Annotated in this window: 18 protein-coding genes and 2 pseudogenes; 15 read left to right on the plus strand and 5 right to left on the minus strand. The window is 71.3% G+C overall.

Annotated features, from left to right (window positions below):
* Window positions 1–365 precede the first annotated feature (365 nt).
* The 9 genes and pseudogenes from rimP to AC0Z36_RS21980 form a co-directional block, all read left to right on the plus strand.
* A pseudogene (gene rimP, locus AC0Z36_RS21940) lies at window positions 366–908 on the plus strand (ribosome maturation factor RimP); the annotation flags it as partial.
* Window positions 909–1,130: 222 nt separating this feature from the next.
* Window positions 1,131–2,150, plus strand: coding sequence for a transcription termination factor NusA (gene nusA / locus AC0Z36_RS21945; RefSeq protein WP_485464704.1), 1,020 nt, complete (start codon window positions 1,131–1,133; stop codon window positions 2,148–2,150).
* A gap of 9 nt (window positions 2,151–2,159) precedes the next feature.
* A complete protein-coding gene (locus tag AC0Z36_RS21950) occupies window positions 2,160–2,525 on the plus strand; it encodes a YlxR family protein (protein WP_485464705.1) in 366 nt (121 codons plus the stop codon).
* A 101-nt stretch (window positions 2,526–2,626) separates the two neighbouring features.
* Window positions 2,627–5,794: a translation initiation factor IF-2 gene (gene infB / locus AC0Z36_RS21955; protein ID WP_485464706.1), complete on the plus strand. Its 3,168-nt coding sequence runs from the start codon at window positions 2,627–2,629 to the stop codon at window positions 5,792–5,794.
* A 302-nt stretch (window positions 5,795–6,096) separates the two neighbouring features.
* Complete coding sequence (locus AC0Z36_RS21960; protein ID WP_485464724.1) at window positions 6,097–6,390, plus strand: DUF503 domain-containing protein; 294 nt, start codon at window positions 6,097–6,099, stop codon at window positions 6,388–6,390.
* 124 nt (window positions 6,391–6,514) lie between these two features.
* Window positions 6,515–6,961 carry a 30S ribosome-binding factor RbfA gene (rbfA, locus tag AC0Z36_RS21965; protein ID WP_485464707.1) on the plus strand — a complete coding sequence of 149 codons (447 nt, stop codon included), beginning with the start codon at window positions 6,515–6,517 and terminating at the stop codon, window positions 6,959–6,961.
* A 134-nt stretch (window positions 6,962–7,095) separates the two neighbouring features.
* Entirely contained in the window at window positions 7,096–8,196 is a 1,101-nt protein-coding gene (locus AC0Z36_RS21970) for a DHH family phosphoesterase (RefSeq protein ID WP_485464708.1), read from the plus strand.
* 13 nt (window positions 8,197–8,209) lie between these two features.
* Window positions 8,210–9,130, plus strand: a complete 921-nt coding sequence (truB, locus tag AC0Z36_RS21975; RefSeq protein WP_485464709.1) for a tRNA pseudouridine(55) synthase TruB — start codon at window positions 8,210–8,212, stop codon at window positions 9,128–9,130.
* 308 nt (window positions 9,131–9,438) lie between these two features.
* Complete coding sequence (locus tag AC0Z36_RS21980) at window positions 9,439–10,395, plus strand: bifunctional riboflavin kinase/FAD synthetase (RefSeq protein ID WP_485464710.1); 957 nt, start codon at window positions 9,439–9,441, stop codon at window positions 10,393–10,395.
* A 180-nt stretch (window positions 10,396–10,575) separates the two neighbouring features.
* Here the strand turns inward: AC0Z36_RS21980 and AC0Z36_RS21985 are convergent, their stop codons facing one another.
* The 3 genes from AC0Z36_RS21985 to eccE all read right to left on the minus strand — a co-directional run bounded on the left by AC0Z36_RS21985 (window position 10,576) and on the right by eccE (window position 17,751).
* The gene (locus AC0Z36_RS21985; protein ID WP_485464711.1) at window positions 10,576–14,889 is read right to left on the minus strand and encodes a nucleotide-binding protein; all 4,314 of its coding nucleotides are present in this window, start codon (window positions 14,887–14,889) and stop codon (window positions 10,576–10,578) included.
* A gap of 427 nt (window positions 14,890–15,316) precedes the next feature.
* Window positions 15,317–16,105, minus strand: coding sequence for a hypothetical protein (locus tag AC0Z36_RS21990; RefSeq protein WP_485464712.1), 789 nt, complete (start codon window positions 16,103–16,105; stop codon window positions 15,317–15,319).
* Window positions 16,102–17,751 (minus strand): type VII secretion protein EccE, encoded by a 1,650-nt coding sequence (eccE, locus tag AC0Z36_RS21995; RefSeq protein WP_485464713.1) that lies wholly within the window; start codon window positions 17,749–17,751, stop codon window positions 16,102–16,104. The genes AC0Z36_RS21990 and eccE overlap by 4 nt, the downstream gene beginning before the upstream one ends.
* 623 nt (window positions 17,752–18,374) lie before the next feature.
* On the opposite strand from eccE, the gene eccB reads away from it, so the two are divergent.
* The 5 genes from eccB (at window position 18,375) to AC0Z36_RS22020 (ending at window position 23,243) form a co-directional block, all read left to right on the plus strand.
* Entirely contained in the window at window positions 18,375–19,880 is a 1,506-nt protein-coding gene (gene eccB / locus AC0Z36_RS22000) for a type VII secretion protein EccB (RefSeq protein ID WP_485464714.1), read from the plus strand.
* A gap of 321 nt (window positions 19,881–20,201) precedes the next feature.
* Entirely contained in the window at window positions 20,202–20,510 is a 309-nt protein-coding gene (locus tag AC0Z36_RS22005; protein WP_485464715.1) for a WXG100 family type VII secretion target, read from the plus strand.
* Between the two features lie 79 nt (window positions 20,511–20,589).
* Window positions 20,590–20,880 (plus strand): WXG100 family type VII secretion target, encoded by a 291-nt coding sequence (locus AC0Z36_RS22010; protein WP_485464716.1) that lies wholly within the window; start codon window positions 20,590–20,592, stop codon window positions 20,878–20,880.
* A gap of 212 nt (window positions 20,881–21,092) precedes the next feature.
* Window positions 21,093–22,403 carry a type VII secretion-associated serine protease mycosin gene (gene mycP, locus AC0Z36_RS22015; protein WP_485464717.1) on the plus strand — a complete coding sequence of 437 codons (1,311 nt, stop codon included), beginning with the start codon at window positions 21,093–21,095 and terminating at the stop codon, window positions 22,401–22,403.
* Window positions 22,404–22,487: 84 nt separating this feature from the next.
* Window positions 22,488–23,243: a hypothetical protein gene (locus tag AC0Z36_RS22020; protein ID WP_485464718.1), complete on the plus strand. Its 756-nt coding sequence runs from the start codon at window positions 22,488–22,490 to the stop codon at window positions 23,241–23,243.
* Between the two features lie 102 nt (window positions 23,244–23,345).
* Here the strand turns inward: AC0Z36_RS22020 and AC0Z36_RS22025 are convergent, their stop codons facing one another.
* Both AC0Z36_RS22025 and AC0Z36_RS22030 read right to left on the minus strand, forming a co-directional pair.
* Window positions 23,346–24,932: a WXG100 family type VII secretion target gene (locus AC0Z36_RS22025; RefSeq protein WP_485464719.1), complete on the minus strand. Its 1,587-nt coding sequence runs from the start codon at window positions 24,930–24,932 to the stop codon at window positions 23,346–23,348.
* 24 nt (window positions 24,933–24,956) lie between these two features.
* On the minus strand, window positions 24,957–25,331 hold the full coding sequence (locus AC0Z36_RS22030) for a hypothetical protein (protein WP_485464720.1): 375 nt from the start codon (window positions 25,329–25,331) through the stop codon (window positions 24,957–24,959).
* A gap of 135 nt (window positions 25,332–25,466) precedes the next feature.
* On the opposite strand from AC0Z36_RS22030, the pseudogene AC0Z36_RS22035 reads away from it, so the two are divergent.
* A pseudogene (locus AC0Z36_RS22035) lies at window positions 25,467–25,670 on the plus strand (transposase family protein); the annotation flags it as partial.

A 25,670-nucleotide genomic window follows, 5' to 3' on the forward strand; every position in this document is an offset into this window, starting at 1 on the left:
CGGGTCGTCTGTGCATAGGTCCACCGGGTATCGGGGACCCGCAGGGACGCTACCGCATGCCGGGCGCGGGGCCCTTATCCGCAGCGGCGCCGCGGCACGGCCGCGGCACCTCCTCAGCGCCGCCGCGGTGCTGTGCTGCGACCGGTCCGACAGTCGGGATATCCTTGACGTTTCCGCGTGTCGTACATCGTTCGAGCCGCGGGGAGTCGAGGGGCGCGGTCAGTCGCCCCGCACGGCACGAGGAGGCGGCCCGGCCCAGCCGGGCCCCGTTCCCTTGAAGCGCCGGCTGAAGCACTGACTGAAGTGCCACCTGAACCACTGACTGAACCACCGACAACAGCACACGCGGCCGAGGAGTCACCCGGATGAGCACCACCCAGAAGGACCGGCTGCGGGAGTTGCTGGAGCCCCTGACCCGGGAGCTCGGCCTCGACCTGGAGGACGTGGAGGTCAGCTGGGTCGGCAGGCGCGGAATGCTCCGGGTGGTCCTGGACGCCGACGGCGGCGTGGACATGGACGCGGTGGCGAAGGTCAGCCGCGCCGTGGCGGACGCGCTTGAGGACTCCGACGTGATGGGCCCGGAGCCGTACACCCTGGAGGTCGGCACCCCGGGTGTCGACCGCTCGCTGACCGCCCCGCGCCACTGGCGCCGTGCGGAGGGACGCCTGGTCGAGGCGCAGCTGCGGACGGGTGCCGCGGTCACGGGCCGGGTCATCGAGGCCGGCGAGGAGACCGTACGCCTTGAGGTCGAGGGGCCCGCCCCGAAGAAGGGCATGAAGCCCAGGACCAAAGTCCAGGAGTTCCCGTACGCCGACATCGCCAGGGCCGCAGTACAGGTGGAGTTCAACCGTAAGGGCGACGAACCCGACGGTTTCGATGAACACGACGGACTCGACGGCGACGAAGAAGAAGACGACGACGAGTACGGCGAACCCGACGGGCACGACGAAGACGACGAGCTTGAAGATCCCGCTGATCCCGCCGACGAGGGCGCGGACGCGGTGACCGATGAGGAATCCGAGATTACCGAGATCCACGAGACCACCGGCAAGACCGCTGCGCAGACCACCGCGCAGACCACCGCGCAGACCACCGCGCAGGACATCGCGAAGGCCGAGGAGGCGTAAAGCATGGACATCGACATGAGCGCCCTCCGCGGCCTTGAGCGCGAGAAGGAAATCAAGTTCGACCTGCTGGTCGAGGCCATCGAGTCGGCGCTGCTCAGCGCCTACCAGCACACTCCGCACCACCACACGCGGGCGCGGGTCGAGCTGGACCGCACCACGGGGCACGTGACCGTGTGGGCCGCGGAACTCGACGACGACAACAAGAAGATCGACGAGTTCGACGACACCCCGGACGACTTCGGGCGCATCGCGGCGACCACCGCCAAGCAGGTCATCCTGCAGCGGCTGCGGGACGCCGAGGACGAGGCGATGTTCGGCGAGTACGCCGGGCACGAGGGCGACATCGTCACCGGTGTGGTGCAGCAGGGCCGTGACGCCCGCAACGTGCTGGTGGACTTGGGCAAGATCGAGGCGATGCTGCCGACGCAGGAGCAGGTGCCGGGCGAGAAGTACAAGCACGGCATGCGCATCCGCACGTACGTCGTCCAGGTGCGCCGTGGTCCCAAGGGCCCGCAGATCACTCTGTCGCGTACGCACCCGAACCTGGTGCGCAAGCTGTTCGCCCTGGAGGTCCCGGAGATCGCCGACGGTTCGGTGGAGATCGTCGCCATCGCCCGTGAGGCCGGACACCGTTCGAAGATCGCGGTGGCGTCCAACCGGCACGGTCTGAACGCCAAGGGCGCGTGCATCGGCCCGGTGGGCCAGCGGGTCCGCGCGGTCATGGCCGAGCTGGGCGAAGAGAAGATCGACATCGTCGACTGGTCGGACGACCCGGCGAAGCTGGTCGCCAACGCGCTGTCCCCGGCGCGGGTGACCAAGGTGGAGATCGTCGACCTGGCCGCGAAGTCGGCCCGGGTGACCGTTCCGGACTACCAGCTCTCCCTGGCCATCGGCAAGGAAGGGCAGAACGCCCGTCTCGCGGCCAGGCTGACCGGCTGGCGCATCGACATCCGCCCGGATGTCGAACAGGCGGGCGGGTCCACCGGGCCTTCGGCGGAACCGCGCCCGGACAAGGGGCGCTAGACTTACCCGGTGTCTGGTCGATCGCATGCCTCCGCATGCCCAACTTCAGGTGAAGCGCAGGACCCGGTCAAGGGTCCGGTCCGCACCTGCGTCGGGTGCAGAGCGCGCACGGCCAAGGCCGATCTACTGCGTGTCGTGGCGGTCGAGGGAGCTTGTGTCCCCGATCCGAACGGCATGTCTCCCGGGCGGGGTGCGCATCTGCACCCCGACCCGGCGTGCCTGACCCTGGCGGAGCGCCGTAAGGCATTCCCCAGGGCGCTACGGGTGCCGGGGCCGCTGGACCTGGCACAGGTGCACAAGTACCTCAGTGGTGACGATCGAGAAGATCAAGGTATGGAAAAGAAAGCCCAGCAGTACCTCGCGAGTCGGAAGTAGGTCGAGATTGCGATGAGCACTCGATGAGTACGCGATGAGTACGAATATGTGGTAACGGCGGTCCGGCGGACGAAGAAAACCCCGGACCAGACAGGAGTGACGTGGCAAAGGTCCGGGTTTACGAACTCGCAAAAGAGTTCGGAGTGGAGAGCAAGGTCGTCATGGCCAAGCTCACCGAGTTGGGCGAATTCGTCCGCTCGGCGTCCTCGACTATCGAGGCGCCGGTAGTCCGCAAGCTTTCAGACGCCTTCAAGCAGGACGGCGGGGCCGCAGGCGCCCGCCGTGCCCCCGCCGCACGGCCCGCTGCTCCGGCGGCGCCCGCAGCGGGTGGCGACACCACGGGTGCGGCGACCACCGCCCCCGCGGCCGGCCCGCGGCCGACCCCCGGACCGGCAGCAGCCCGTCCGTCGGTCAAGCCCGGTCCGCGTCCGGGTCCGGCCAAGCCGGCTCCGGCGGCACCGGTGGCCCCCGTGGCCCCGGTCGTGCAGGCCCAGGCAGCACCGGCCCCGGTGGCGCAGGCTCCGGCCGCCCCCGCCGAGCGTCCGGCTCCGGCCGCGCGTCCGACCGGTGACCGCCCGGTCCGTCCGGGTGCCCCCGGCCAGGGCGCTCCGCGCCCCGGCGGCGAGCGTCCGGCCCGTCCGGCGCAGGGCGACCGCCCCGCGCCCGGCGCACCGCGTCCCGCCGGTGACCGTCCGGCCCGTCCGGCGCAGGGCGACCGCCCCGCGCCGGGTGGCGACCGTCCGGCCCGCGCGGGCGGCCCCGGTCAGGGCGCACCGCGTCCCGCCGGTGACCGTCCGGCCCGTCCGGCCGGCCCGCGTCCGGGCAACAACCCCTTCACCTCAGGCAGCACGGGCATGCCCCGTCCGGGTGGTCCCGACCGTGGCGCCCCGCGCCCCGGCGGTGCCGCGGCGGGCCCCGGCGGCGCCCCGCGTCCCGGTGCCCCGCGTCCTTCGGGCCCCGGCGGTCCCGGTGCTCCGCGCCCCCAGGGTGCGGGCGCCGGCGCCGGCGGTCCCCGTCCGGCCCCCGGCAGCATGCCTCCCCGTCCGGGTGGCGGCGCGGGTGCGGGCGGTCCCCGTCCCAACCCGGGCATGATGCCCAACCGTCCGGCGGCGACCGGTGGCCGTGGTGGCCCCGGCGCGCGTCCGGGTGGCCCCGGTCGTCCCGGCGGTGCCGGTGGCGGCGCGGGTCGTCCCGGCGGCGGTGCCGGTGCCGGTCGTCCCGGTAGTGGCGGCGGCGGCTTCGCCGGCCGTCCGGCCGGTCCCGGTGGCGGCGGTGGCGGCGGTCCGCGTCCCGGCGGCTTCGCCGGTCGCCCCGGTGGCGGTCGCCCCGGTGCGCGCGGTGGCACGCAGGGTGCGTTCGGTCGTCCGGGCGGACGTCCGGGCCGCGCTCGCAAGTCGAAGCGCCAGCGTCGTCAAGAGTTCGACAACATGCAGGCCCCGGCAATCGGCGGCGTGAACGTTCCGCACGGCAACGGACAGATCGTCCGCCTGTCGCGCGGCGCTTCGCTCACCGACTTCGCCGACAAGATCAACGCGATCCCGGCCTCGCTGGTGACCGTGATGTTCCACCTCGGCAAGATGCTCACTGCCACGCAGTCGGCGTCCGACGAGGAACTGCGCGAGCTCGGTACCGAGCTCGACTGGGAGATCCAGATCGTCAGCCCGGAGGAGGAGGACCGCGACCTGCTCGCGTCCTTCGACCTCGAGTGGGGCGAGAACGAGGGCGACGAGGACGAGATGGTGGCCCGGCCGCCGGTCGTCACCGTCATGGGTCACGTCGACCACGGTAAGACCCGTCTCCTCGACGCGATCCGCAAGACCAACGTCATCGAGGGTGAAGCCGGCGGCATCACCCAGCACATCGGTGCGTACCAGGTCACCACGGACGTCAACGGCGAAGAGCGTCGCATCACGCTCATCGACACACCCGGTCACGAGGCGTTCACCGCCATGCGTGCACGTGGTGCCAAGTCCACCGACATCGCGATCCTCGTGGTGGCGGCGGACGACGGTGTCAAGCCGCAGACGATCGAGGCGCTCAACCACGCGCAGGCGGCCGGCGTGCCGATCGTGGTCGCGGTCAACAAGATCGACAAGGAGGGCGCCGACGCGACGAAGGTCCGCGGTCAGCTCACCGAATACGGTCTCGTGGCTGAGGAGTACGGCGGCGACACGATGTTCGTCGACATCTCCGCCAAGCAGGGTCTCGGCATCGAGCAGCTGCTCGAAGCCGTCATCCTCACGGCCGATGCGGCACTCGAGCTGTACGCCAACCCGCACCAGCACGCCGAGGGCATCGCCATCGAGGCGCACCTCGACAAGGGGCGCGGTCCGATCGCGACCGTCCTGGTCCAGCGCGGCACGCTGCACATCGGCGACGCCATCGTGGTCGGCGAGTCCTACGGACGAGTCCGCGCCATGCTGGACGAGAACGGCAACAACATCACCGAGGCGGACCCGTCCCGCCCGGTCATGCTGCTCGGTCTCACCACGGTGCCCGGCGCCGGTGACAACTTCCTCGTCGTCGACGAGGAACGCACCGCGCGTCAGATCGCCGAGAAGCGCGCCGCCCGCGAGCGCAACGCAGCCCTGGCCCGCCGCCAGAAGCGCATCTCGCTCGAGGACCTGGACAAGGCCCTCAAGGACGGTCAGCTCCAGCAGCTCAACCTCATCCTCAAGGGTGACGTCTCCGGTTCCGTCGAGGCCCTGGAGGACGCGCTCCTCCAGCTCGACGTCGGCGACGAGGTCGAACTGCGCATCGTCGACCGCGGTGTCGGTGCTGTCACCGAGACCAACGTCAACCTGGCGATGGCGTCCGACGCGATCATCATCGGCTTCAACGTGCGCCCCGAAGGACGGGCCCGCACGCTGGCCGACCGCGAAGGCGTGGATGTCCGGTACTACTCGGTCATCTACCAGGCGATCGAAGAGATCGAAGCAGCGCTCAAGGGCATGCTCAAGCCCGAGTTCGAAGAAGTCCAGCTCGGTACGGCGGAGATCCGCGCGGTCTTCCGCTCGTCCAAGCTCGGCAACATCGCGGGTTGCATGGTCACCAGCGGCACCATCAAGCGGAACACCAAGGCGCGCATCATCCGTGGTGGCGCAGTGGTGGCGGACAACCTCAACATCGAGGGTCTGCGCCGTGAGAAGGACGACGCGACCGAGGTCCGCGAGGGCTTCGAGTGCGGTATCAACCTCGGCTCGTTCAACGACATCAAGGTCGAGGACAAGCTCGAGACGTTCGAGATCCGCGAGAAGGCCCGCGCCTGACCGCAGTAATCCCGGACGATGACGTGACCGCCCGGCGGGTTTCCCGCCGGGCGGTCACGCCCGTTCAACCAACCGGCTCGTTCGGCTGACCCGGTTCATCCCGGCCCGCGTAAGCGGGCCGTGCCGAACGGCGTACACCCGTACGATCGGCTGACGGTTTCCGACGCCGGCGTCACGAAGGAAAAGAAGACGCCGTACGGAGGACAACCGGACAACACCGGCACACAACCTGTGCGTCGGACCCCCCAGTGGCGGCCCACCAGCCGCCCTCATGGCCATCGGGCGCCCAGCCCGCGATGCCAATGTTCGTCGGGACTCTGACTCTCGACCTCCTCTTCGGCGACGTGCACTCGCTGAAAGAGAAGCGTTCACTGCTCCGGCCGATCCTCGCGGATCTGCAGCGCCGCAACGCGGTCGCCGTCGCCGAAGTGGACCACCAGGACCTCCACCGCCGCTCCCTCATCGGGATCGCGGTGGTCTCCGCGACCGAGCAGCGCTGCGCCGAGGTACTCGACGTATGCGAACGGGCGGTGGCCGGAAGGCCCGAACTCGAACTGCTCAGCACACATCGCCGGGTGTACGGCGACGAAGACTGATCCCCTTTTGCACTGATTCCCCTTTGCGCGGCCCGTGCGACGGCTTGTACAACCAGTACGAACGCACGGACGACCGCGCAGCCTGCACACAGGCACAAAACCAGCGATATCCCAGGAGGACCCCATGGTGGACAACGCGCGGGCGCGCAAACTGGCCGAGCGCATCCAGGTCGTGGTCGCCGAGACGCTGGAGCGCCGGGTCAAGGACCCGAGGCTCGGCTTCGTGACCGTCACCGGCGCCAAGGTGACCGGCGACCTGCGTGACGCCACCGTGTTCTACACGGTCCTCGGCGACGACGCGGACCGCGAGGCGAGCGCAGCGGCGCTGGAGAGCGCCAAGGGCGTCCTGCGCAGCGAGGTCGGACGCCAGACGGGTGTGAAGTTCACGCCCACCCTGGTGTTCATCGCCGACTTCGTGCAGGACAACGTGCGGCACATCGACGATCTGCTGCTCCGGGCACAGCAGGCCGATGAAGCGGTACGCTCTACCGCCGCCGGTGCCCAGTACGCCGGTGGTGAAGACGCGTACAAGACGCCCAAGGCCGACGAAGAAGGCGACGACGTCGGCTGAGGGCTTGAAGTCCCCGTCGTGACGGCGGCCGTCCGGAAGCCCCGGGCGGCGGCCGCCCCGCGGCGGGGCGGGTCAGGCCACCGCCCGGTCGCGTACGGCAGCGACGCGGGTCGGCTCTCAGGGACGGAGCGGCAGTGGGCACACAGTCCGGCGGGGCGTTCGAGCCCACCACGGTCAGCACAGCCACAGCCACAGCCACAGCAGCCGGAGACGGCCGGGCAGCCCCGCCCGGTGCCCCGGGCGAGGACGCCTGGGGCGAGGTCGTGGGTCTTGTCGAAGCGGCCGAGACCGTCTACCTGATCGCACATGTGAGCCCCGACGGGGACGCGCTGGGTTCCGCGCTCGCCGTGGGAATCGCGTTGCGGCAGCTCGGCCGTACGGCATTCGTCTCTTTCGGGGACGACCCGCTCACGGTGCCGGTCTCGCTCGGGTTCCTGCCCGGACAGGACCTCCTGGTGCCGCCCACCGACGTGCCGCAGGCCCCCGACCTCATGCTGGTGTTCGACGCGGCCAGCGCGCAGCGGCTCGGACTGCTGCAGGCGAAGGCGGCTGCGGCCCGTACGCTCGTCGTGGTCGACCACCACGCTTCGAACACCAGGTTCGGCACCCACCACCTGATCGACCCGGCGGCTCCGGCCACGGCGGTGCTCGCGGACGAACTGATCCGCCGCCTCGGCGGTGAGCTGACGGCTGACATCGCCACCGCGCTGTACACGGGCCTGACCACCGACACCGGGTCGTTCAAGTACACCGGGACCACCGCGCGGACCCACCTGTTCGCGTCCCGGCTCCTGGCCACCGGCATCCGGCACGACCTGATCTCCCGGGCACTGTGGGACACCGCGTCCTTCGGCTACCTGAAGGTCCTGGCGGCGGCGCTCGGCGCCGCACAACTCGACCGTACGGCGGCCGGCGGCCTCGGCCTGGTCTGGACCGTCGTCCGTCGGGCCGACCGGGCGGCCCACGGTGTAGCGCTCGACGAGGTCGAAGGCATCATCGACCAGGTGCGCAAGAGCTCCGAAGCCGAAGTGGCCCTGGTGCTCAAGGAGGACGACGAGGGCGAATGGTGCGCCTCGTCCCGTTCCAAGGGCCTGGTCGACCTCGGACAGGTGTGCGGGGCGATGGGCGGCGGCGGACACTTGTACGCCGCCGGGTTCACCGCGCACGGCACGGTCGAGGAGACCGTCGAAGACTTCCGCGCACTGCTCGACAGTGCGCTCATCAAGAACGACTGAAGGTTTTGTACGCATGAGCAAGCCGCGACGCAACGCCGGCCCGACCCCGCCCGACGGTCTCGTCATCGTCGACAAGCCCGCCGGGATGACCTCGCACGACGTCGTCAGCCGGATGCGGCGCATCGCCGGCACCCGCAAGGTCGGCCACGCGGGCACCCTGGACCCGATGGCCACCGGCGTCCTGGTGATCGGTGTGGAGAAGGCCACCCGGCTGCTCGGACACCTCGCGCTGACCACGAAGACGTACGAGACGACCATCCGGCTCGGCCAGAACACCATCACCGACGACGCCGAGGGGGAGGTGACCACCACGGCTGACGCCTCGGCGGTCACCCGCGAGGCGATCGACGCGGGCGTCGCGAAACTGACCGGCGACATCATGCAGTCGCCGTCCAAGGTCTCAGCCATCAAGATCAACGGGGAGCGGTCGTACAAGCGTGTCCGGGACGGCGAGGACGTCGAGATCCCGGCGCGCCCCGTGACGGTCTCGCAGTTCGACGTGCACGACGTACGGCAAGTCGAAGGTGGCTTTGTCGACATCGACGCCACCGTGACCTGCTCTTCCGGCACGTACATCCGGGCCCTGGCCCGTGACCTCGGCGCGGACCTCGGGGTCGGCGGACACCTCACCGCACTGCGCCGTACCCGGGTCGGTCCCTACGACGTCATTGGCGCTCAGACGCTCGGACAGCTCGAAGCCGCCAAGGAGGCCGACGGGGTCTGCCCGATCCTGCCGATCTCCGAAGCCGTCGCGGCGGCCTTCCCCCGCCGCGACGTCACCGCCGAAGAGGCCGGGTCGGTCGCACACGGCGGACGCCTCAAAGCTGACGGACAGGGCCCCGGGCCGGTCGGCGTGTTCGACCCGGACGGCCGGTTCCTCGCCCTGGTGGAGAACAAGGACGGGCGGGCCCAGCCGATCGCGGTGTTCGTGTAGGAGCAGTTGTACGCGTTATCCCGCCGGCCGCACGTGGGGCTGGCGCGGGCCCCGTGCTGTGGTGCGCGGAGGTGCTACCGGGGCCTCCGTGCCACGGCGTACAGGGCTGACGTCCGGCTCCGTGTGGTGGCGCGTACGGATCTGACGCTCAGTTCCGTGCGGTGGCGTACGGGGCGGATGCCAGGCCCCGTGCCGCAGCGCACGGGGCCGTCGGCGGGACACCCGATCAAGCCCGGACCGCGGCGCATGGCAGTCTTAGTCCTGCGAACGTCGCAAGAGGATCCCGAACACAAGCAGGAGCGGTCACGGTGCAGCGCTGGCGGGGCTTGGAGGACGTCCCCTCCGACTGGGGGCGCACCGTCGTCACCATCGGTTCGTTCGACGGGGTGCACCAAGGGCACCAGCGGGTCATCGCCACCGCGGTGGACATCGCCCGCGACCGCGGCCTGAAATCCGTACTGGTGACCTTCGACCCGCACCCCAGCGAGGTCGTCCGCCCCGGCAGCCACCCGCCCATGCTGACCCCGCACCACCGACGGGCCGGACTCCTCGAAGCATTCGGCGTGGACGCGCTGCTCGTCCTGCCGTTCACGCTGGAGTTCTCCCGCCTGTCCGCGCTGGAGTTCGTCACCAGAGTGCTGGTCGACGCACTGCGCGCGGCCGTCGTCGTCGAGGGCCGCAGTTTCCGCTTCGGGCACCGCGCCTCCGGTGACGTGCAACTGCTCACCGCACTCGGCACCAACTACGACTTCACCGTGGTGGAGCCGGAACTGTACGGCGAAGGGGACACCGTGTACTCGTCCACGGAGGTACGGGCCAGGGTCGCCGCGGGCGACGTGGTCGGCGCCCGCGAGATCCTCGGCCGCCCGCACCGGGTCGAAGGCGTCGTCGTCCGCGGGGCCCAGCGCGGCCGGGAGATGGGCTACCCCACCGCCAACGTGGAGACCCTGCCGTACACGGCGATCCCCGCGGACGGCGTGTACGCCGGCTGGCTGGTCATCGACGGGGAGCGGATGCCCGCGGGCATCTCGGTGGGCACCAACCCCACCTTCGACGGCACCGAGCGGACCGTCGAGGCGTACGCGATCGACCGGACCGACCTCGACCTGTACGGGATGCACGCCGCGGTGGAGTTCCTGGCCTACCTGCGCGGCATGGAGAAGTTCGAGACCATCGGGGCGCTGCTCGAACGCATGGCGGTGGATGTGAAGACCGCGCGTGAGCTGGTGGACGCGGACGACGCGGCCACCGCCGACGAGGCCTGAACTTCGGGCGCTCCTGTACGGGGTCACCGCCGGGTGTGGGACAGCTGGATGTGGGACCGCTGAAAAGCCCCCTACCGCCTTGTTACGGGCGGTAGGGGGCTTTGTTGCTGTGACGCCCCGGGCCAGCGGGTCCGGGGCAGCTCCGTTCAGGCTCCGGGGCTGACTCTGGGGCAGCTCCGTTCAGGTTCCGGACTGGTCGCTGGACTGATTCCCCGACTGGTTCCCGGATTGCGGCGGGTATTGGGGCCAGGACTGTCCGGGCCGGTGGTCCCGGCCCTGGTCCCGGCCCTGGTCCGGGGTCTGGTCCGGGGGCTGGTGCTGACCCTGGTCCTGCGGGGGGCGTGGCTGCTGGGGCTGCTGTTGCTGCGGCCAGCCCTGGCCGGGTGTCTGGTACGGCTGCCCCGCAGGGGGCCCCCAGGGCTGCCCGGGGGGCGCTGCGGGCTGCTGCTGGTGGCCCTGGGGGGCGGGGGTCTGGTGCGCGGGGTTCTGCGGGGACTGGTTCTGCGGCGACTGGTTCTGCGGTGCCGGATTCTGCGGTGCGGGACTACCCCAGGGCTGCCCCGTGCCGGACTGCTGTCCCCAGCCTTGCTGTTGGCCCTGCTGGCCGTACGGGCCCTGACCCGGGATCTGCTGCTGCCCGTACGGGCCCTGACCCGGGGTCTGCTGCTGCCCGTACGCCGACTGCTGTCCGTAGGGCTGCTGGGCCCTCGGCTGCTGATGTCCGTACGACTGCTGGGCACCCGGCTGATCCCATGGCATCTGCGCCCCCTGGGTGCGCCCGAAGTCCTCGGCGACCAGCGAGGACAGCTCGTAGTACGACTCGCGCGTCTTCGGCTTCATCATGTCGAGGTCGACCTCGGCGCCGGCGGCCAGGTGCTCGTCGAACGGCACCACGACCACCGCGCGGCAGCGGGTCTCGAAGTGCGCCACGATGTCCTCGGTCTTGACCGTCTTGCCGGTCTCGCGCACCCCGGAGATGACCGTGATACTGCGCTGGACCAGGTCCGCGTAGCCGTGGGCGACGAGCCAGTCCAGCGTGGTCGAGGCGCTGGTCGCCCCGTCCACGCTCGGTGTCGAGACGACGATCAGCTGGTGCGCCAGGTCCAGGACCCCGCGCATCGCGCTGTAGAGCAGACCCGTGCCGGAGTCGGTGAGGACGATCGGGTACTGCTTGCCCAGGACGTCGATCACCTGCCGGTAGTCAGCGTCGTTGAACGTGGTCGACACAGCGGGGTCCACGTCGTTGGCGAGGATCTCCAGACCACTGGACGCCTGTGAGGTGAACCGGCGGATGTCCATGTAGCTGTGCAGGTGCGGCATGGCGGTCACCAGGTCGCGGATCGTGGCCCCGGTCTCCCGCTTCACCCGGCGGCCGAGTGTTCCGGCGTCCGGGTTCGCGTCGATCGCGATGACCCGGTCCTGGCGCTCGGTGGCCAGCGTGGACCCGAGCGCGGTGGTGGTCGTGGTCTTGCCCACGCCGCCCTTGAGACTGATCACCGCGATCCGGTAGCACCCCATGACGGGCGTACGAATGCGCTCAAGGCGCTCCTGGCGCTTGGCCTCGGCGGCCTTCCCCCCGAGCTTGAACCGCGGCCCCGTGCGCTTGCTCTGGGGTTTCTGCCGCAGCAGGCGGTCAGAGGTCAGTTCCACTGCGGCGGTGTAACCCAGCGGCGCGCCGCCGACGGTCCGCTGCGGGGTCTCGTTCGCGCCCGGACCCCAGGAGGTCGGCGCGGACGACTGACTGCCGGAGACGGGCGTGTGGGGCTGCTGGGTGTACGCGGGCGGCGCGGCGGAGTGCTGGCCCGGGTTGTACGCGGAGTCGTATGGGGCGCCGTACGGCGGCTGGTCGTGCCGGTCCTGGTTCTGGGGCGCCGGACTGCGCGGGGCCCCGTGCTGTGGGGCCTGGTGCTGCGGATCCTGGTGCTGGGCGGTCTCGGGCTGTGCCGCCTGGTTGGGCGGGCCAGGAGGGGGCTGGTACGCCGGAGGCAGGGCCCCGTCCGGCTGCCGGGCCGCTCGGCCCGGGGCCGGAGGAGCCTGCTGTGCGGGCGGACCCTGCGGCGGGGGAGGCTGGACGACCGGGTAGCCCGGCGGGGTCGGATGCTGCTGGACAGCCCCGGGCAGACCGTCGCCGGGGGTCTGCCGGGCTGCGGAAGGAACGGCGGCGGAGTCCGGGGCGTTGCCGGGTGCGGCCTGCGGGGAGCGCGGGTCCGGCACCTGGTACTGGGAAGCCTGCCCCTGCGGATTGTGGCTCTCCGGGCCGTGGCCCGCCCCAGCGTGGTCCTGAGGGACATGACCCTGCGGAGGATAAGGGATCTGTGCCCCGTACGGCGCCTGCGGCTGGCCGGACTGGAACTGCTGGCCCTGCCCGGCACTCCCGGACGCGTTCCCGGACACACCCGGCGCGGGGTACTGGCCGGGATGGGCACCCGGGTACGGGTTCTGGGAGGGCGGGTACGGCACGGGCTGCTGGGCCTCCAGTCCTGCGGCCGGAGTCCCGAACGGCGGCACCGGGGGCGGTGTGGCAGCCGACACCTCCTGGGGCGCCTGCGGGTACGGAGGCTGCGCGGGCTGTTGACCGGGCTGCTGCGCGGCCGGATAGGCGGGGTACCCCGGCGGCTGGCCGCCGCCCGCGTTGTACATGGGTGTCGGGGAAGCGAAACCGTCCGGGCCCTGTGCGCCGAAGGTCTGCTGCATCCACGTCCGGACGTCGCTGCCCGGGGAAGCCGTCGGAGTGCTCGGCCGTGGGGGGACGGACGGCCGCGGCGGGGCACCCTCCGTCGGCACCGGCCAATCACTGACGGGCTGGTGGGCCGCCCCGTGTGGCTGTGCACGGGGCGGGAGGGGGGAGTCGTCCGCCGAGGCGCGATTCGAAGCCTGAACGGGGATCTGGTCCGGGTTCGGGATCTGGTCCGGGTTCGGGACCGGGGCCAGGTTCAGAGCTGGGGCCGGGGCTTGAGCCAGGTCTGGAGCCGGGCTTGGAGCCGGGCTTGGAGCCGGGGTAGGGGCCGGGGTAGGGGCCTGAGTCAGGTCTGGAGCCGGGGCGTCGTCGGACTGCTCTGCCGCCTGCTCAGTGACCTGACCGGTCGTGTGCTCCACAAACTGTCCCGTGGGCTGCCCCGTGCCGTGCCCCGCGGGCTGCTCCGGCTGCTGTGCCGGGTACTGCTCCCCGGCGGCGGGATGCAGAGCGCCATCGGCCCCGGGCGCGGATTCCGCACGCTGCACGGAGCGGCCGTGCCCGTCCGGAGCCATGCCGGCAGGTGACTCGTTCACCGTCGGCGCGGCGTGGACCGGGGCGTCCGCTCCGGAGAAGTACGGGGCGGGGGAGGCGTCGCTGGAGACAGCAACTCCGGAACCGTCGTACGCCTGGTTCTCAGCGGCCGGGGCCGGAACCCGCGCCTGATCCGAAGTCGGATCCGGAGCGGGCACCTGTCCGGAAACCAAAGCCGAAACTTCGCCCGGAACCGGAGTGGGCACCGGCATCGGAGCCTGGCCCTGATCCAGCTCTGATGCTCCGCCCTGGCCCTGGTCCGGAACCTGACCTGAAACCGGAACGTGACCCGGTCCCGGTCCCTGGCCCTGGCCCTGGCCCTGAACCTGACCTGAAACCGGAACCTGACCCGGTCCGTGGTCCGGCACCTCAACCAGTGCACCGGCCGACCCGGACCCGTCGTCCCCGACGGCCCGCTGCCCGGCCACCTCAACGTCGAACCCCGAAGCGAAAACCACTCCGTGACCGTCGGTCGTGTACGGCGGTAGCCGGAACATCCCGGCTTCCTCCGCGGAGTCCGGCTCGGGCAGACCGGAGTTCCCAGCGACCTCGCCCCAGTGTCCGTGCAGGCTGCCGTCGTGGTGCGAGACGGCACCGGGTGCCGCGTGCGGAGGCTGCGACGGGTCGTGGGACCAGGCCTCGGGCATGGCAGCCGTGCCGGCGCCGGGAGTGTTCGACGGCACCGGGAAGGAACCGTCCGCAAGCGTGGACCAACCCGCGGACTCCTGCGGGCCACTCTGGTCAGTCCCGCCCGCCGGGTAGCCGCCCGACAGGTACTGGTCGGCGGCCTCCGGCGTGATCCCGGAAGCCGGCGGTCGCGAAGGTCTGTCCGCAAGCCGGTCCGCAGGGCCGGGGCCACCGGGGCGTTCCGTACCGTCAGGTCCTGAACCCTGGGCCGCCGCGCCGCCAGCCCCTGGTCCCGAAGCCTCCGAACCGTCGGGTTCTCCATTGCCGGACAACGCGTAGCCGGAGACGCTGTTGCCGGACAATCCGTCACCAGAGCCCACGCCGCCGGACGCCGCATTGCCGGAGCCCGCATTACCGGGCCCCGCGCCGTCGTGTCCCGCGCCGTCGTGTCCCGCACCGCCAGGCCCCGTGCCCCCGGAGCCCGGAGCGCCGGGCGTCTCGTGGTACCACGACGGCATGGTGAAGTCAGGCCCGGACCATTCTTCTTCCTCCTCCTGGCCCGTCGCTTCGATGTCCCCGTGGTCCTGCTCGCTGCTCACCCTCAAGGTCCTTCCGATCGTCCGGAGCCGGGCCCGTCCGTGGCCCCCCGGTGCCACGGATCCAGGTTCCCGTCATCCCGCTGTCCCGCCGTCCCTACGGAATGCGCCCCCCTGCGCCACCCGCCGCCGGAAGCGTGACCGGCTAAGGGCCCACAGCGTAGTTAATGATTCCCCCGACCTGACCAGGGCTGCCGCATGATTCGCCCTGTGTGACCGGACCGGTGCGATAGGTGACCAAGCGTCGGAGGGGAATCCGTTCGGACAAATCACTTGAAGTCGCCCGCGCCGTATGTCATGTGATGGATAGTCATCCAATGGGCCGCAGGGCGGATGGTCGCCCGGCGGGTCGTGTGACGGACAGTCAATCAGCGGGTCACGGGGCGGATGGTCACTCCGTACACCGCATGACGGACGGACGGACCGATGGTCAGTCCATCCGGCGCGGCGCACCCAACAGCCCGACCTCAAGCGGCGTCGGATTGAGCATCACGTAACGCCGCGAACGTCGCGTACACCACAGCGTCAGTTCGTCGCCCAGGGACGGCAACGACTGCTCGTCCTGATTGTCCATCCCCATCACACGGGTAGCGGCCTGGGCCTCCACCGGAGACACCCGCTGCAGTCCCACCAGCCCCGTGCCAAGGTGGCGCGACGCCAGCCGCGGGTCGAGGAAGGGAAGCAGCGTCAACGTCGTCTGCCACGCGGACGGAGCCAGCCGGTTGCGCGGCGGCCGGGCCCCGCAGTCCCGGATCACCAGCACGGGGCTGCCCGCGCTCGGTCCCTGCGGGCCCAGCCGGCCCACGCCGTGCACGGTGACCGCCTGCTGCGCCCCGCCGGCCGCCTGCGCCATCGCCGACCACAGGTGCGGCCGCCCCGACTCGATCACGACCCGGGCGCCGATCGCCGCCGCCCGCAGCGCGATGAGCTGTGTCACGTAGGCCCCGCCGACGAACGCGATCCCGTACGGCTCGGGGCGGAACAGGCCGAGCACCGCGGGGTCACCGTTCTGGTCGGTGCCCACGATGATGCCGTCGTCGCTCACCGGCAGGGCCAGTGCCGGGAGTTGGGCCCGGGTCAGGACGTGCCGGTCGTGCCGCGGACCGGCCAGGCCGAATACGCGGCGCAGGCGACGGGCCCGGGAGCGCGGGACGGCGTCCGGCGCGGCGGAGTCAGCCGGAACGGCCCGGCGGCGCCCCCCGGACGTGGTGGTGCTCACAGTGCGCCTCCCAAGGGCAGCGTGGCCAGCAGTCCTGGCTGCTGTTCGAAGTCGAGCCGTACCAGGCCGACCTTGGACGCCCTGGCCCGCTGCTCCAGTTGCCGGGTGACCCGGGTCAGTTCGTTCGCCGACCGGGCCGCGACCCGGACGTGCGAGGACAGGCCCACCGAATCGCCGGAACCCTGGGTCACCGTCAGGCTGTAGGTCGTGGCCAGGGCCGGTGTGGCGGTCAGCGCGCTGATCAGGTCGGGTGTTCCGGTCGACGTCAGCTGCGGCCAGTGCGCCGCCCAGTAGGTGGTGTGCCAGCGGTCGTCGCAGCGCCACCCCTGCCGCGTCTCGGCGGTGCGCCGCGGGGTACGGCCGGACTGCTGCTGCCGCCCCGCGCTCAACGGGTTGACGCTGCACGAGGTCGCCAGCGCCTGAACCACTTCGTCCTCGGTCAGCGGCCGTGCGGTGAAGCCGGCTTCGCCGAGCCGGCCCGCGAGCTGATTGACCGCGCGCAGCAACGAGCGCTGCGCGCCGGCCAGGCCGCCGCCCCGGGCGGCGACCGCGTTCGGGCAGCGTTCGGGTTCAAGCCGCAGAGCGATCCAGGTCAGCCGCAGACCGGGGGCCGTCCTGTCCCCCAACTGCTCCACGAGCTGGCGGTAGGCGCGGGCGGCCAGCGCCTCTTCGGGCAGGTGCGTGGCCGGGGCGGGCTGGGTGTGCTGCACGATCTGCGCTGAAGCGAGCACCACATCGTCCACTGTCAGGGCGTCCACGACGGTCTCCAGCGGCAGCGGATGCCGGGCCCGCGCGGGGCGCAGCGGCTCGTCGCGCGCCGCGACCAGCAGCAGCGCGGTGAGGAACGTGCCGTCGCCGACCATCCCTATGCCGCGCCGGTCCCGGTCGGTGAACGAACAGGTCGTCAGTTCGGGCGCGCACTCGAGCACGGGGCCCAGCGCACGGTCAGTGTCGGCGCCGGGCCGCCCGCTCTGGTCGCCCTGTCCGTTCTGGCCACTCGGAGCACTGTGCGGGGAGGAACCCGGAGCGGTCGTGTCGAAAGCACTCGCACCGGACACCAGGCCGCCGTACGGATCCGTACCGGACGAACTGGGGCCTGACGGCGGGGAACCCGACGACGAAGACCGGGCGGCCGACGAACCGCGGGAGGACCGGGGAGAGCCGGAAGCCGGCGAAGAACCAGCCGACGAAGAGCCGCCGGGCCCCGAAGAACCGGAACCCGCGGAACCGGGCGGACCCCCGGGCACGGGCCGGCGCCGCCCACGTCCCCTGGCCCGGTAGCCGATCAGGATCCGCGGCCACTCCACCAGCCACCGTCCGCGCCAGCGGCCGAGCGCGGCCGCGAGCAGGAGCACCGCGACGGCACCGCCCGGGGCCGTCAGCCAGCCCGGACCGACAGCGAGCGGCAACGCCACCAGGAGTACGGCGAGTTGGACGAGGACCAGTTGCTGGACGAGCAGCACCCCGATCCGCCCGGGGCGGGGCTGGGCCCGCAGCGCGGCGCCGACCGGCCCGGGGACGTCGGCAAGGCCGGCCGCCGGTGTGGGCGGGACGGGACGCGTTCCGCGCCGCCGGTTCCGGTCGGGCCTCCTGCGGTCCGGGCGTTGCGGGTTCTGCTGGGTGCTGGTGGACGCCGGTGCAGCCACGTGTGCGTGATCCCCCCGTGTGCGTACGGCTTGGAGCGGCCGGTGCCGGGTCCCGCCGCACAGCGGCTCCCGGCGCGGTACCGCCCTTTGCGCGGCGGTGCCCGACTGACGGTCGCTCTTCTTCAACGGACTTCAAGCGAACTTGAATCAACCTCAAGCAAACCTGAAACAGCTTCAGGCGAACCCGAATCAACCTCAAGCAAACCTGAAACAGCTTCAGGCGAACCCGAATCAACCTCAAGCAAACCTGAACCAACCTCAAGCGAACTACAGATCAAGCGTCAAACAAGCTTCAACCAGCGTCGACAGGCGTCAACAGAGCCGGTCCCACCGGCCCGTGCCGGCCCGGCCGGAGCGGCCGGAGCGGCCGGGTGCCGCAGCCTACTGCGGCACCCCGTACCGTACGGCACGGGATCAAGACGTCGCCCCGGGCGGTGCGCAGGTGATAGAACGTCCGCCGGGCACCCGCCTCGTCCGCCCCGCGCGCTCAGACGTGTACTTCGGACGCGTACTCAGACGCGCACTGTTCACACATACCGGCATGCGCACCGACACGCGTACCGGCACAGGGGCCGACCGCACGGGGCGGTGGCAGCACAACACGGTCAACCACGGGGAGAACGATGGCATCGCGTCGTGACCAACTCGAGGCGTACATGTTCGCGCGCCGCCGGATGGTGGCGAACTTCCTCCAGCCCGAACCACTGGGCACCAGCGAGGAGAACGCCCCACGTCCGTTCAAGGCGGTCGTGCCCGGTCTGGTCATCGGCGCGCTGATCGCCACCGGCATCGGGGTGTTCGGCCTCATAAAGCCGGGCACGCCGGCGAAGTGGAAGGACAAGAGCAGCCTGATCGTCGGCCGCGACTCGGCCAGCCGCTACGTCTACCTCGACAACGCCGACGGCGGCAAGGGGCAGTTGCACCCGGTGCTCAACATCGCGTCGGGCCGACTCCTCCTCGACCCGGGCGGCTTCAAGGTCAACCTGGTCCCGGAGAAGGTCGTCAACAGCGTCGACCACGGGGCCCCGCTGGGCATCCCGAACGCCCCCGACCGACTGCCGCCCGCCTCCGACGTGAAGAAGGGCAAAGCCTGGACGGTGTGCGAGCAGCCGCCGGTCAAGGCCGGCAGCACCCAGCGTGACCTGCTCGCGGAACCGCAGCGCAGCGCGTTCGTCGGCGTCGCCCCCACCCTGGGCGTACTGCAGAACGACCAGGTTCTCTACGTCCAGGCTTTCACGGGCGCCAAGACCCGCTACCTGGTGCAGAACGGCCGCCGCTACTCCGTCGTCGCCAATGAGGTCTTCGGCGCGCTCGGCCTGACGGTCGCCAAGCCGCAGCCGGTCAGCGACTCCTGGCTGGGCACCCTGCGGGACGGCGGGCAGATCACGTACGCGGCCGTCACACCGCCGGACTACGGGAAGGTGGCCCCGGGCCTGGACCCGGGGCACAACAAGATCGGTCTGATCCTGCGCGCGGAGAGCGCGGCCGACCAGCAGGAGTACGTGGTCACCAAGGAAGGCCTGGTCCCCGTCAGCCGGCTGGTCGCGCTCCTGCTGCTCAACCATCCCGACGCGGAGAAGGTGTACGGCGGCGGCAAACGCGCCGCGCTGCCGGTCAGCATGGGCGAGTACGGCGACAAGGTCCGCCAGGGAGCGCTCTACCACGAGGAGTACGGCTGGCCCACCCAGCCGCCTGCCGTGGTCAACCAGGCCGACGCCGCAGAGCCGCGGGCTGTGGTGTGCAATACATTCACCGGCACGTACGACGGTGAAGTCCCGCGCACTGTGCAGAGCGCCACTACGCGCCTACCGACCGACATGGTCGACGGCATGGGCGGGGTGTACGTAACTCCGGGCACCGGTGCGCTGTACCGGGAAGTGACGAGTCCCAACGGTGGCGGACCCGTCTACCTGGTCACCGACTCGGGGCTGCGCTACCTGATCCCCAACGAGGCGTCCGAGCCCGGGAAACCGGCGCCGCAGCCAGGGCCGAACGGGGAGAGCGATGCGCAACTGCGCCTGGGCTACCAGGGGGTACGCCCGCAGGCGGTCCCGCGGGAGTGGTCCGAACTGGTGCAGCGGGGACCGTCGCTCAGCGCGCTCGACGCGAAGAAGCCGCAGGGTTCATAGATCTTGTACGGGGGGACCCGCGGGGCTGACGGTGCGCCAGAACCATTACGGCGTACGTGTGTTCCCGTGCGCGGGGGAATGCCCGGGAGTGTCCCTGGAAGGCTCCGCGGGCCAGTGGGGCGGGCGTGCGCCGGGCGGGTGTCCCGGGCGCCTCGGCGAACATCAAGGATCGGTAACCAATGTCCGGTACGCGCTTGGGGTCGCCCAGGTCAGCGGATAGGGTGCCTGGGACATCATCCGATGATGTTGGTCGGCGCGGGCTCCACGGGGGCGAGGGCAGGCCAGTACGTACGCAGTTCTGTCTTACGGGGACGGTGGATCATGTCGGGGTACAAGGCAACGCCAGAAGAAATCCGGCAGTTCGCACGTCAGATCGACGTGGTGCAGGGGCAGATCAACTCTGAGATCGGCAAGATGCAGACGATGGTCGACGGCATCCAGGCCGGCTGGCAGGGTGACGCGGCGAAGTCGTTCGACACGCTGCAGGAGCGCGTCCAGCAAGTGATGCGCAAGATCAACACCCGGCTGGACGACATCGGCCAGGCGATGGAATCGGTGGGCGGTAGCTACCGCGAGGCCGAAACCGCGCAGGCGTCGCGGATCAGCAACATCACGTCGACGCTCGGCTGAGACTGGCTGGTCAGGCCACTGTGGGCCGCGCGCAAGCGGGCCCGTCCATCACCGCAGGTTCCGATCTCCAGGAGTTGTCATGGGTGTGCCCATCAAAGTCAGTTACGCGACCATCGAAGGTGCCAGCCAGGAAGTCAACGGCATCAACGGTCAGATCCAGCAGCAGCTGCGCGACGTCAAGAGCGGCGCCGACAAGATCGCCAGCAGCTGGGAGGGTGACGCCCAGCAGGGCTACGCCCAGGTCCAGCGCGGCTGGGACACCGACGCGCAGGCACTGAGTGACCTGCTCACGCAGATCACCCGCGCGCTGCACGACACCGCTGAGCTCTACCGGTCGACCGAGGGAAAGGCCGCCAGCGTCTGGGGCTGACCCCGGCCGGCGCGCGTACGGCGCTCCGGGGGAGGGGGATGCGCACATGTCCGCCTCCCCTGCCGCCGTCCGCCCGCAGGCCCGTCCGGACGCCCGCAGGCCCGTCCGGTCACCGGCCCCCCTCACAGGCCCGTATCCGAGCAGAGGCCCATATCCGAGCCGGCCTGGGAATCAGGACCTCCCCGGCACGACGTGACACGGTGGCAGCAGAAGTGAATGGTCGTCACACCCGTACGGGACGACGTCTGGCGGCGTCCGCCCTGGCACTCGGCGCGCTCCTGCCCGCCGGCACCGCCGGTGCCGTGGCCGCCGCGCCACCGCCGGGCGGGCTGCGCCTGCTGGCGGACGGCAGCTGCGAGTTCGGCGGCAAGCCCCTGGCGGGGAAGCCCTGGGCGCTGCAACGGGTCCTGCTCGACCAGCTGTGGCTGAAGTCCACGGGCAAGGACGCCAAGACCGGGAAGCCGGTCCTGGTCGCGGTCATCGACTCGGGTGTCGACCCCGTCAACCCGCAGCTCACCGCCGCGGTCGTCGACGGCAGGGACATCCTCCCGCCGGACGCCAAGGGCCCGGACGGCAAGCCGCTGCCCGACACCAGGGGCCGCACCGACCTCGTCGGCCACGGGACCATGGCCGCCGGCATCATCGCCGCCCGCCCCGGGGACACCGTCCGGCCGAAGATAGAAACCGGGTTCACCGGGCTGGCCGTGGACGCGCAGATCCTCCCCGTCCGGCAGAACGACGGCGACGGCCCCAACAAGGGCAACACCAGCACCCTCGCCGACGCGATCGACTACGCCGTCGACCAGAAGGCCAGGATCATCAACATCTCCCAGGCTGCCGAGACCGCACAGGAGCCGCCGAGGCTCCGGCAGTCGGTCGAGCGGGCCACCGGGGCCGGCGTGCTGATCGTCGCCGCGGCGGGCAACACCGGGGACAAGGACAACACCGACACCTGGCCGGCGAAGCTGCCGGGTGTCCTGGCAGTCGGCGCCTCCGACCGCAACAACGAGCGCGCCGCGTTCTCGCAGAACAAGGACTACGTCGGGGTCATAGCCCCGGGCGTGGACATGTGGTCCACAGTGCCGAAGGGCGGGCACTGCGCCACCAGCGGCACATCCTTCTCCGCCCCGTACGTGGCCGGTGTCGCCGCCCTCGTCCGCGCCGCCCACCCGGACTGGACCCCGGCCCAGGTCGTCACCGCGATCGAGCAGAGCGCGCAGCGGACCGTACGGGGGAGGACGACGGGCACCGGCTGGGGTGTGGTCGACCCGGTCAAGGCGCTGGGCGTCGAAACCACCCCGGGCCAGGCCCCGGTGGAGGACCCGGTGGTACAGCGGGCCCAGCCGCCGGTGTACGTCGAGCCGCTGTCCTTCGGCCCCACCCGCGCCGAGAAGGACCGTAGGACCGGCACCGCCGTCATAGGCATCGGCCTCGGTGCCGCGCTGATCCTCGTCAGCGGGGCGTTCGTCCTGCGTGACGCCCGCGCCCGCCGGCACGGCACAGGCGCGGGAACAGGCATCTGACACCGCGCCGGGAACCGCCGGGCGGTCCACACACTCCATTCCACGTGGGGGAGTAAGCGCCTCCGCAGACCCCTGGAGGAACCCGTGCGCAGTCCGTACCGCAAGGGAATCGCCGTCGCCGCCGTTCCGCTTCTGGCCCTGGTCGCGTCCTGCGACGCACTCGGCAAGAAGGCCGACGCCAGCGCGTCGGCCTCAGCCTCACCCAGTGCCCAGTCAGGATCGATCCGCCCGGGATCGGTCGGCCCGGGCGGCAAGGTCTTCACCCGGGACCAGTTGCAGACCGTCGCGCTCACCGACAAGGACGTCCCTGCGGCGTACACCATCAGTGACGTCCCGGACGGCCCCACGCCGAAGGCCGACGACCCGAAGTGCCAGCCGCTGATGGAGCTCCTGGCCGTGAACGGTGGTGCGGTACGGCCGGCCGGCAGCGCCTCGTACGCCATCAACGACGACCGGAAACCGAACGGCATCACAGGGCTGGTGATGGCGTCGTTCCAGCCCGCGCAGGCGCAGGCGATCGTCGACAGGGGCAGCGGAGCGCTGAAGACCTGTGCCACGTTCACCGGCACGAGTGCCGACGGCAAAGCCACCTACAAGGCGTCGGCGGTCCAGGTGCCGAAGTACGGGGACGTCTCGGTCGCGGTCAGACTCACCACCACCGGACCGCAGAGCACCGGAACGCAGGCACTGCAGCTGACCACGGAGTACATCGTCACCCGCGTCGGCGCGACCCTGATCGAATTCGCGTACGCCGAACCCAGAGGCACCGGTGTCGCACTCCCGGCCGAAGAACTGGTGAAGAAACAGGTCGAGAAGATCCAGGCGGCTTCACTCACCTGACCCGGCCGCCGCAGCACGGGTACTCCGGCGCACAGGCTCCGGTGCTCTCTTCGCGTATATCGCGGGGAGAGCACCGGAGCGCCGGCCGGTCCAGGTCAACCCTCAGCTGATCACCGGCGGTACGGTCCCGCCGCCCTCCTGCCAGGTCTCCTCGTCTTCCCGCAGATAGTCGGCACGACTGCGGCGTCCGGACTCCTCCCGCGCGGACTGGCCCCCGCCGCCGGGCACACCACCGAACGCGGAGCGCCCACCGGCTGTCTGACTGCCACCTGCCGCACCGGGGCCGGAAGCAGCCCCGCCGGGTGTCCCGGAGCGGAGACCCGACCCGCCCGCGGAGAAGGGCCGCGCGGCAGCGCCGCCCGCCCCGGAGCCGTTCGGCGCACCGACCGACCCGCCGGACGTCCGGGACAGTCGCGGTCCGCCGCGTGCGCCACCCGGAGATCCGGGACCACCGCCCGCCCCGCCCGCGCCGCCGGGCATACCCGGAGCCATGCCGCGACCGCCGTTGCCGCCTTCCGCGACCGCGCCGCCGGCGGCGCGCCCCGGGCGGGCCGTCCCGCCGGACAAACCCGAAGAACCGGATCCGGTACGGGGGTTCCCGCTGCCGGGGGCCGCTCCGCCGGGCACGCCGGCCAGTCCCGGCCGGCGCCCGCCCGCCCCACCGGTGGCACCGCCGCCGCTACGACCGCCGCCGGCCGGACCGACACCGGCCGGAACGCCACCGCCCAGGCCGGGGAACGCGCCGCCACCCGGCACCGGGCCGCCCGCCGCGGGCCCCGGGCCCGCAGGCCCGGGGCCTGCCCCGCCGGTGCCGGAACCACTCAGTGGAATGCCCGTCGACGGTGCGGCGACCAGGCCGCCGGTGCCGAGGAGGTCAGTGCCCCGGGGGACCGGGGGCGCACCCGTACCACCGGATTCCCCGAAGCCGCCCGGCGTCACCGCACCGCCGCCCGGACCTCCGTCGGGCGACGACGCGCTGAAACCGGACCCCGGCTGACCGCCGCCCGGCAGCCCGCCGCCCGACAGGGGGACGACCGTACGACCACGGCCCGAAGAGCCGGAAGCGCCCGACCCGCCGTACGGGCCGGCCGAACCGGACCCGGACCGCACCGACAGGGGCACGACGCCCGCCACATCCGGCATGTCCGGGAACTTCGGCTCGGGCAGCGCGGCGAGGCCCTCCCCGATGACGCTGTAGCTGCTCGCCAGCCGGTGCAGCTGGTCCGCGGCCTCAAGCCGGGCGCTGTTCAGCTGAGCGATCGCCAGGTTCCGCGTGACGTCTACTTCGGCGGCCGCGCCCGGGTGGGCCCAGGCGGTGCTCTCGGGGATCTTCGACGCGGTGTACGGATCGGCCTTCGCGGCCAGGGCACCTGCGGGCACCGGCGGCATCCTGACCGCTGCGAGGGCGATCTGCGCGTCGTCCAGGTGCTTCCGTACGCCGTCGACATAGGCCGCCAGGACCGAAGTCGCGGTCAGCAACTGCCCCGACCAGCCCTGGAAGGCGTCAGCGGACTTGCCCTGCCAGCTCTCCTGACCAGACCCGGTCGCTGACTTCAGCGCGTGGTGGGCCGCTCTGACGGCTACGGCCGCGGCCTGCAGCCGGGCGACGGCACTGCGGACGAGGTCCGGACTGGTCCCGTTGACCATACTGAGCAGTTGCTCATGGGAATAGGCGTCAAAGTCGGTCATCTGTCTCTCCTCACCGGTCGCGGATCAGCGCTGCGCGGCGGCATGGTCGGTCCGGTACAACCGGATGAAGCGGGCGGCGGCGTCTTCGTCCGCACCGGTCGCCTGACGTGTCGTCAACTTGATCGTCAACTGCATGGCGTCGATCTGCTGCTGGAGCCGCCCGATCAGCTGGGCGACAGCGTCGCGCGCGCGGTTTGTCGCGTCGTGGATGACGGATGCCTCGATGAACCCGTTCCCGAAGGTGGCCGCGGCGAGTTTCCCGCCGCTCCCGGGGCCGGCCCCGGCGGCGAGGTCGCCGAGGACGCGCTTGAGGTCTGCCACGAGCAGCTCCATGCCGGCGATCTGCATCGTCAGGTCACCGGTGGACCCGCTGGGCCCGCCGGAATCGTCTGCTCGCATCAGTGACTGTCCCCTTGTGATCACGGCTCTCGCGCCGGCGTTGTTGTGTACGTCGTCCGCGTAACGACCTGGGTCTGAATAACGGTTGAGGCGTTTTCCTGCGCCAACGACAAGAGCCGCGCGAGCTTGTGATGTGTGACGATCAACTGGGCCCGCGCGGCCCTCACCCATCCTGTCTTCACCGGCCTGCCGCGTCAACAACTCGCATGCTTGATCGCCGAGTTGGCCGACCCGTGGACCGCCTGCCGCGAAGGACGCCTCCACGACCAGCGCGGTGGGGCACGCCGCCGCGCGGCGGGTGCCGGCCGCAAGCCCTCCCTGGTGTTCACCGACCAGGTT

It is taken from the genome of Kitasatospora sp. UYEF31 (assembly GCF_057291755.1).

Bases quoted from the DNA above. Each gene is read 5' to 3' on its own strand.
- nusA (WP_485464704.1), top strand. From the start codon at position 1,131: ATGGACATCGACATGAGCGCCCTCCGCGGCCTTGAGCGCGAGAAGGAA.
- AC0Z36_RS21960 (WP_485464724.1), top strand. From the start codon at position 6,097: ATGTTCGTCGGGACTCTGACTCTCGACCTCCTCTTCGGCGACGTGCAC.
- rbfA (WP_485464707.1), top strand. From the start codon at position 6,515: ATGGTGGACAACGCGCGGGCGCGCAAACTGGCCGAGCGCATCCAGGTC.
- truB (WP_485464709.1), top strand. From the start codon at position 8,210: ATGAGCAAGCCGCGACGCAACGCCGGCCCGACCCCGCCCGACGGTCTC.
- eccB (WP_485464714.1), top strand. From the start codon at position 18,375: ATGGCATCGCGTCGTGACCAACTCGAGGCGTACATGTTCGCGCGCCGC.
- AC0Z36_RS22005 (WP_485464715.1), top strand. From the start codon at position 20,202: ATGTCGGGGTACAAGGCAACGCCAGAAGAAATCCGGCAGTTCGCACGT.
- AC0Z36_RS22010 (WP_485464716.1), top strand. From the start codon at position 20,590: ATGGGTGTGCCCATCAAAGTCAGTTACGCGACCATCGAAGGTGCCAGC.
- AC0Z36_RS22025 (WP_485464719.1), bottom strand. From the start codon at position 24,932: ATGACCGACTTTGACGCCTATTCCCATGAGCAACTGCTCAGTATGGTC.
- AC0Z36_RS22030 (WP_485464720.1), bottom strand. From the start codon at position 25,331: ATGCGAGCAGACGATTCCGGCGGGCCCAGCGGGTCCACCGGTGACCTG.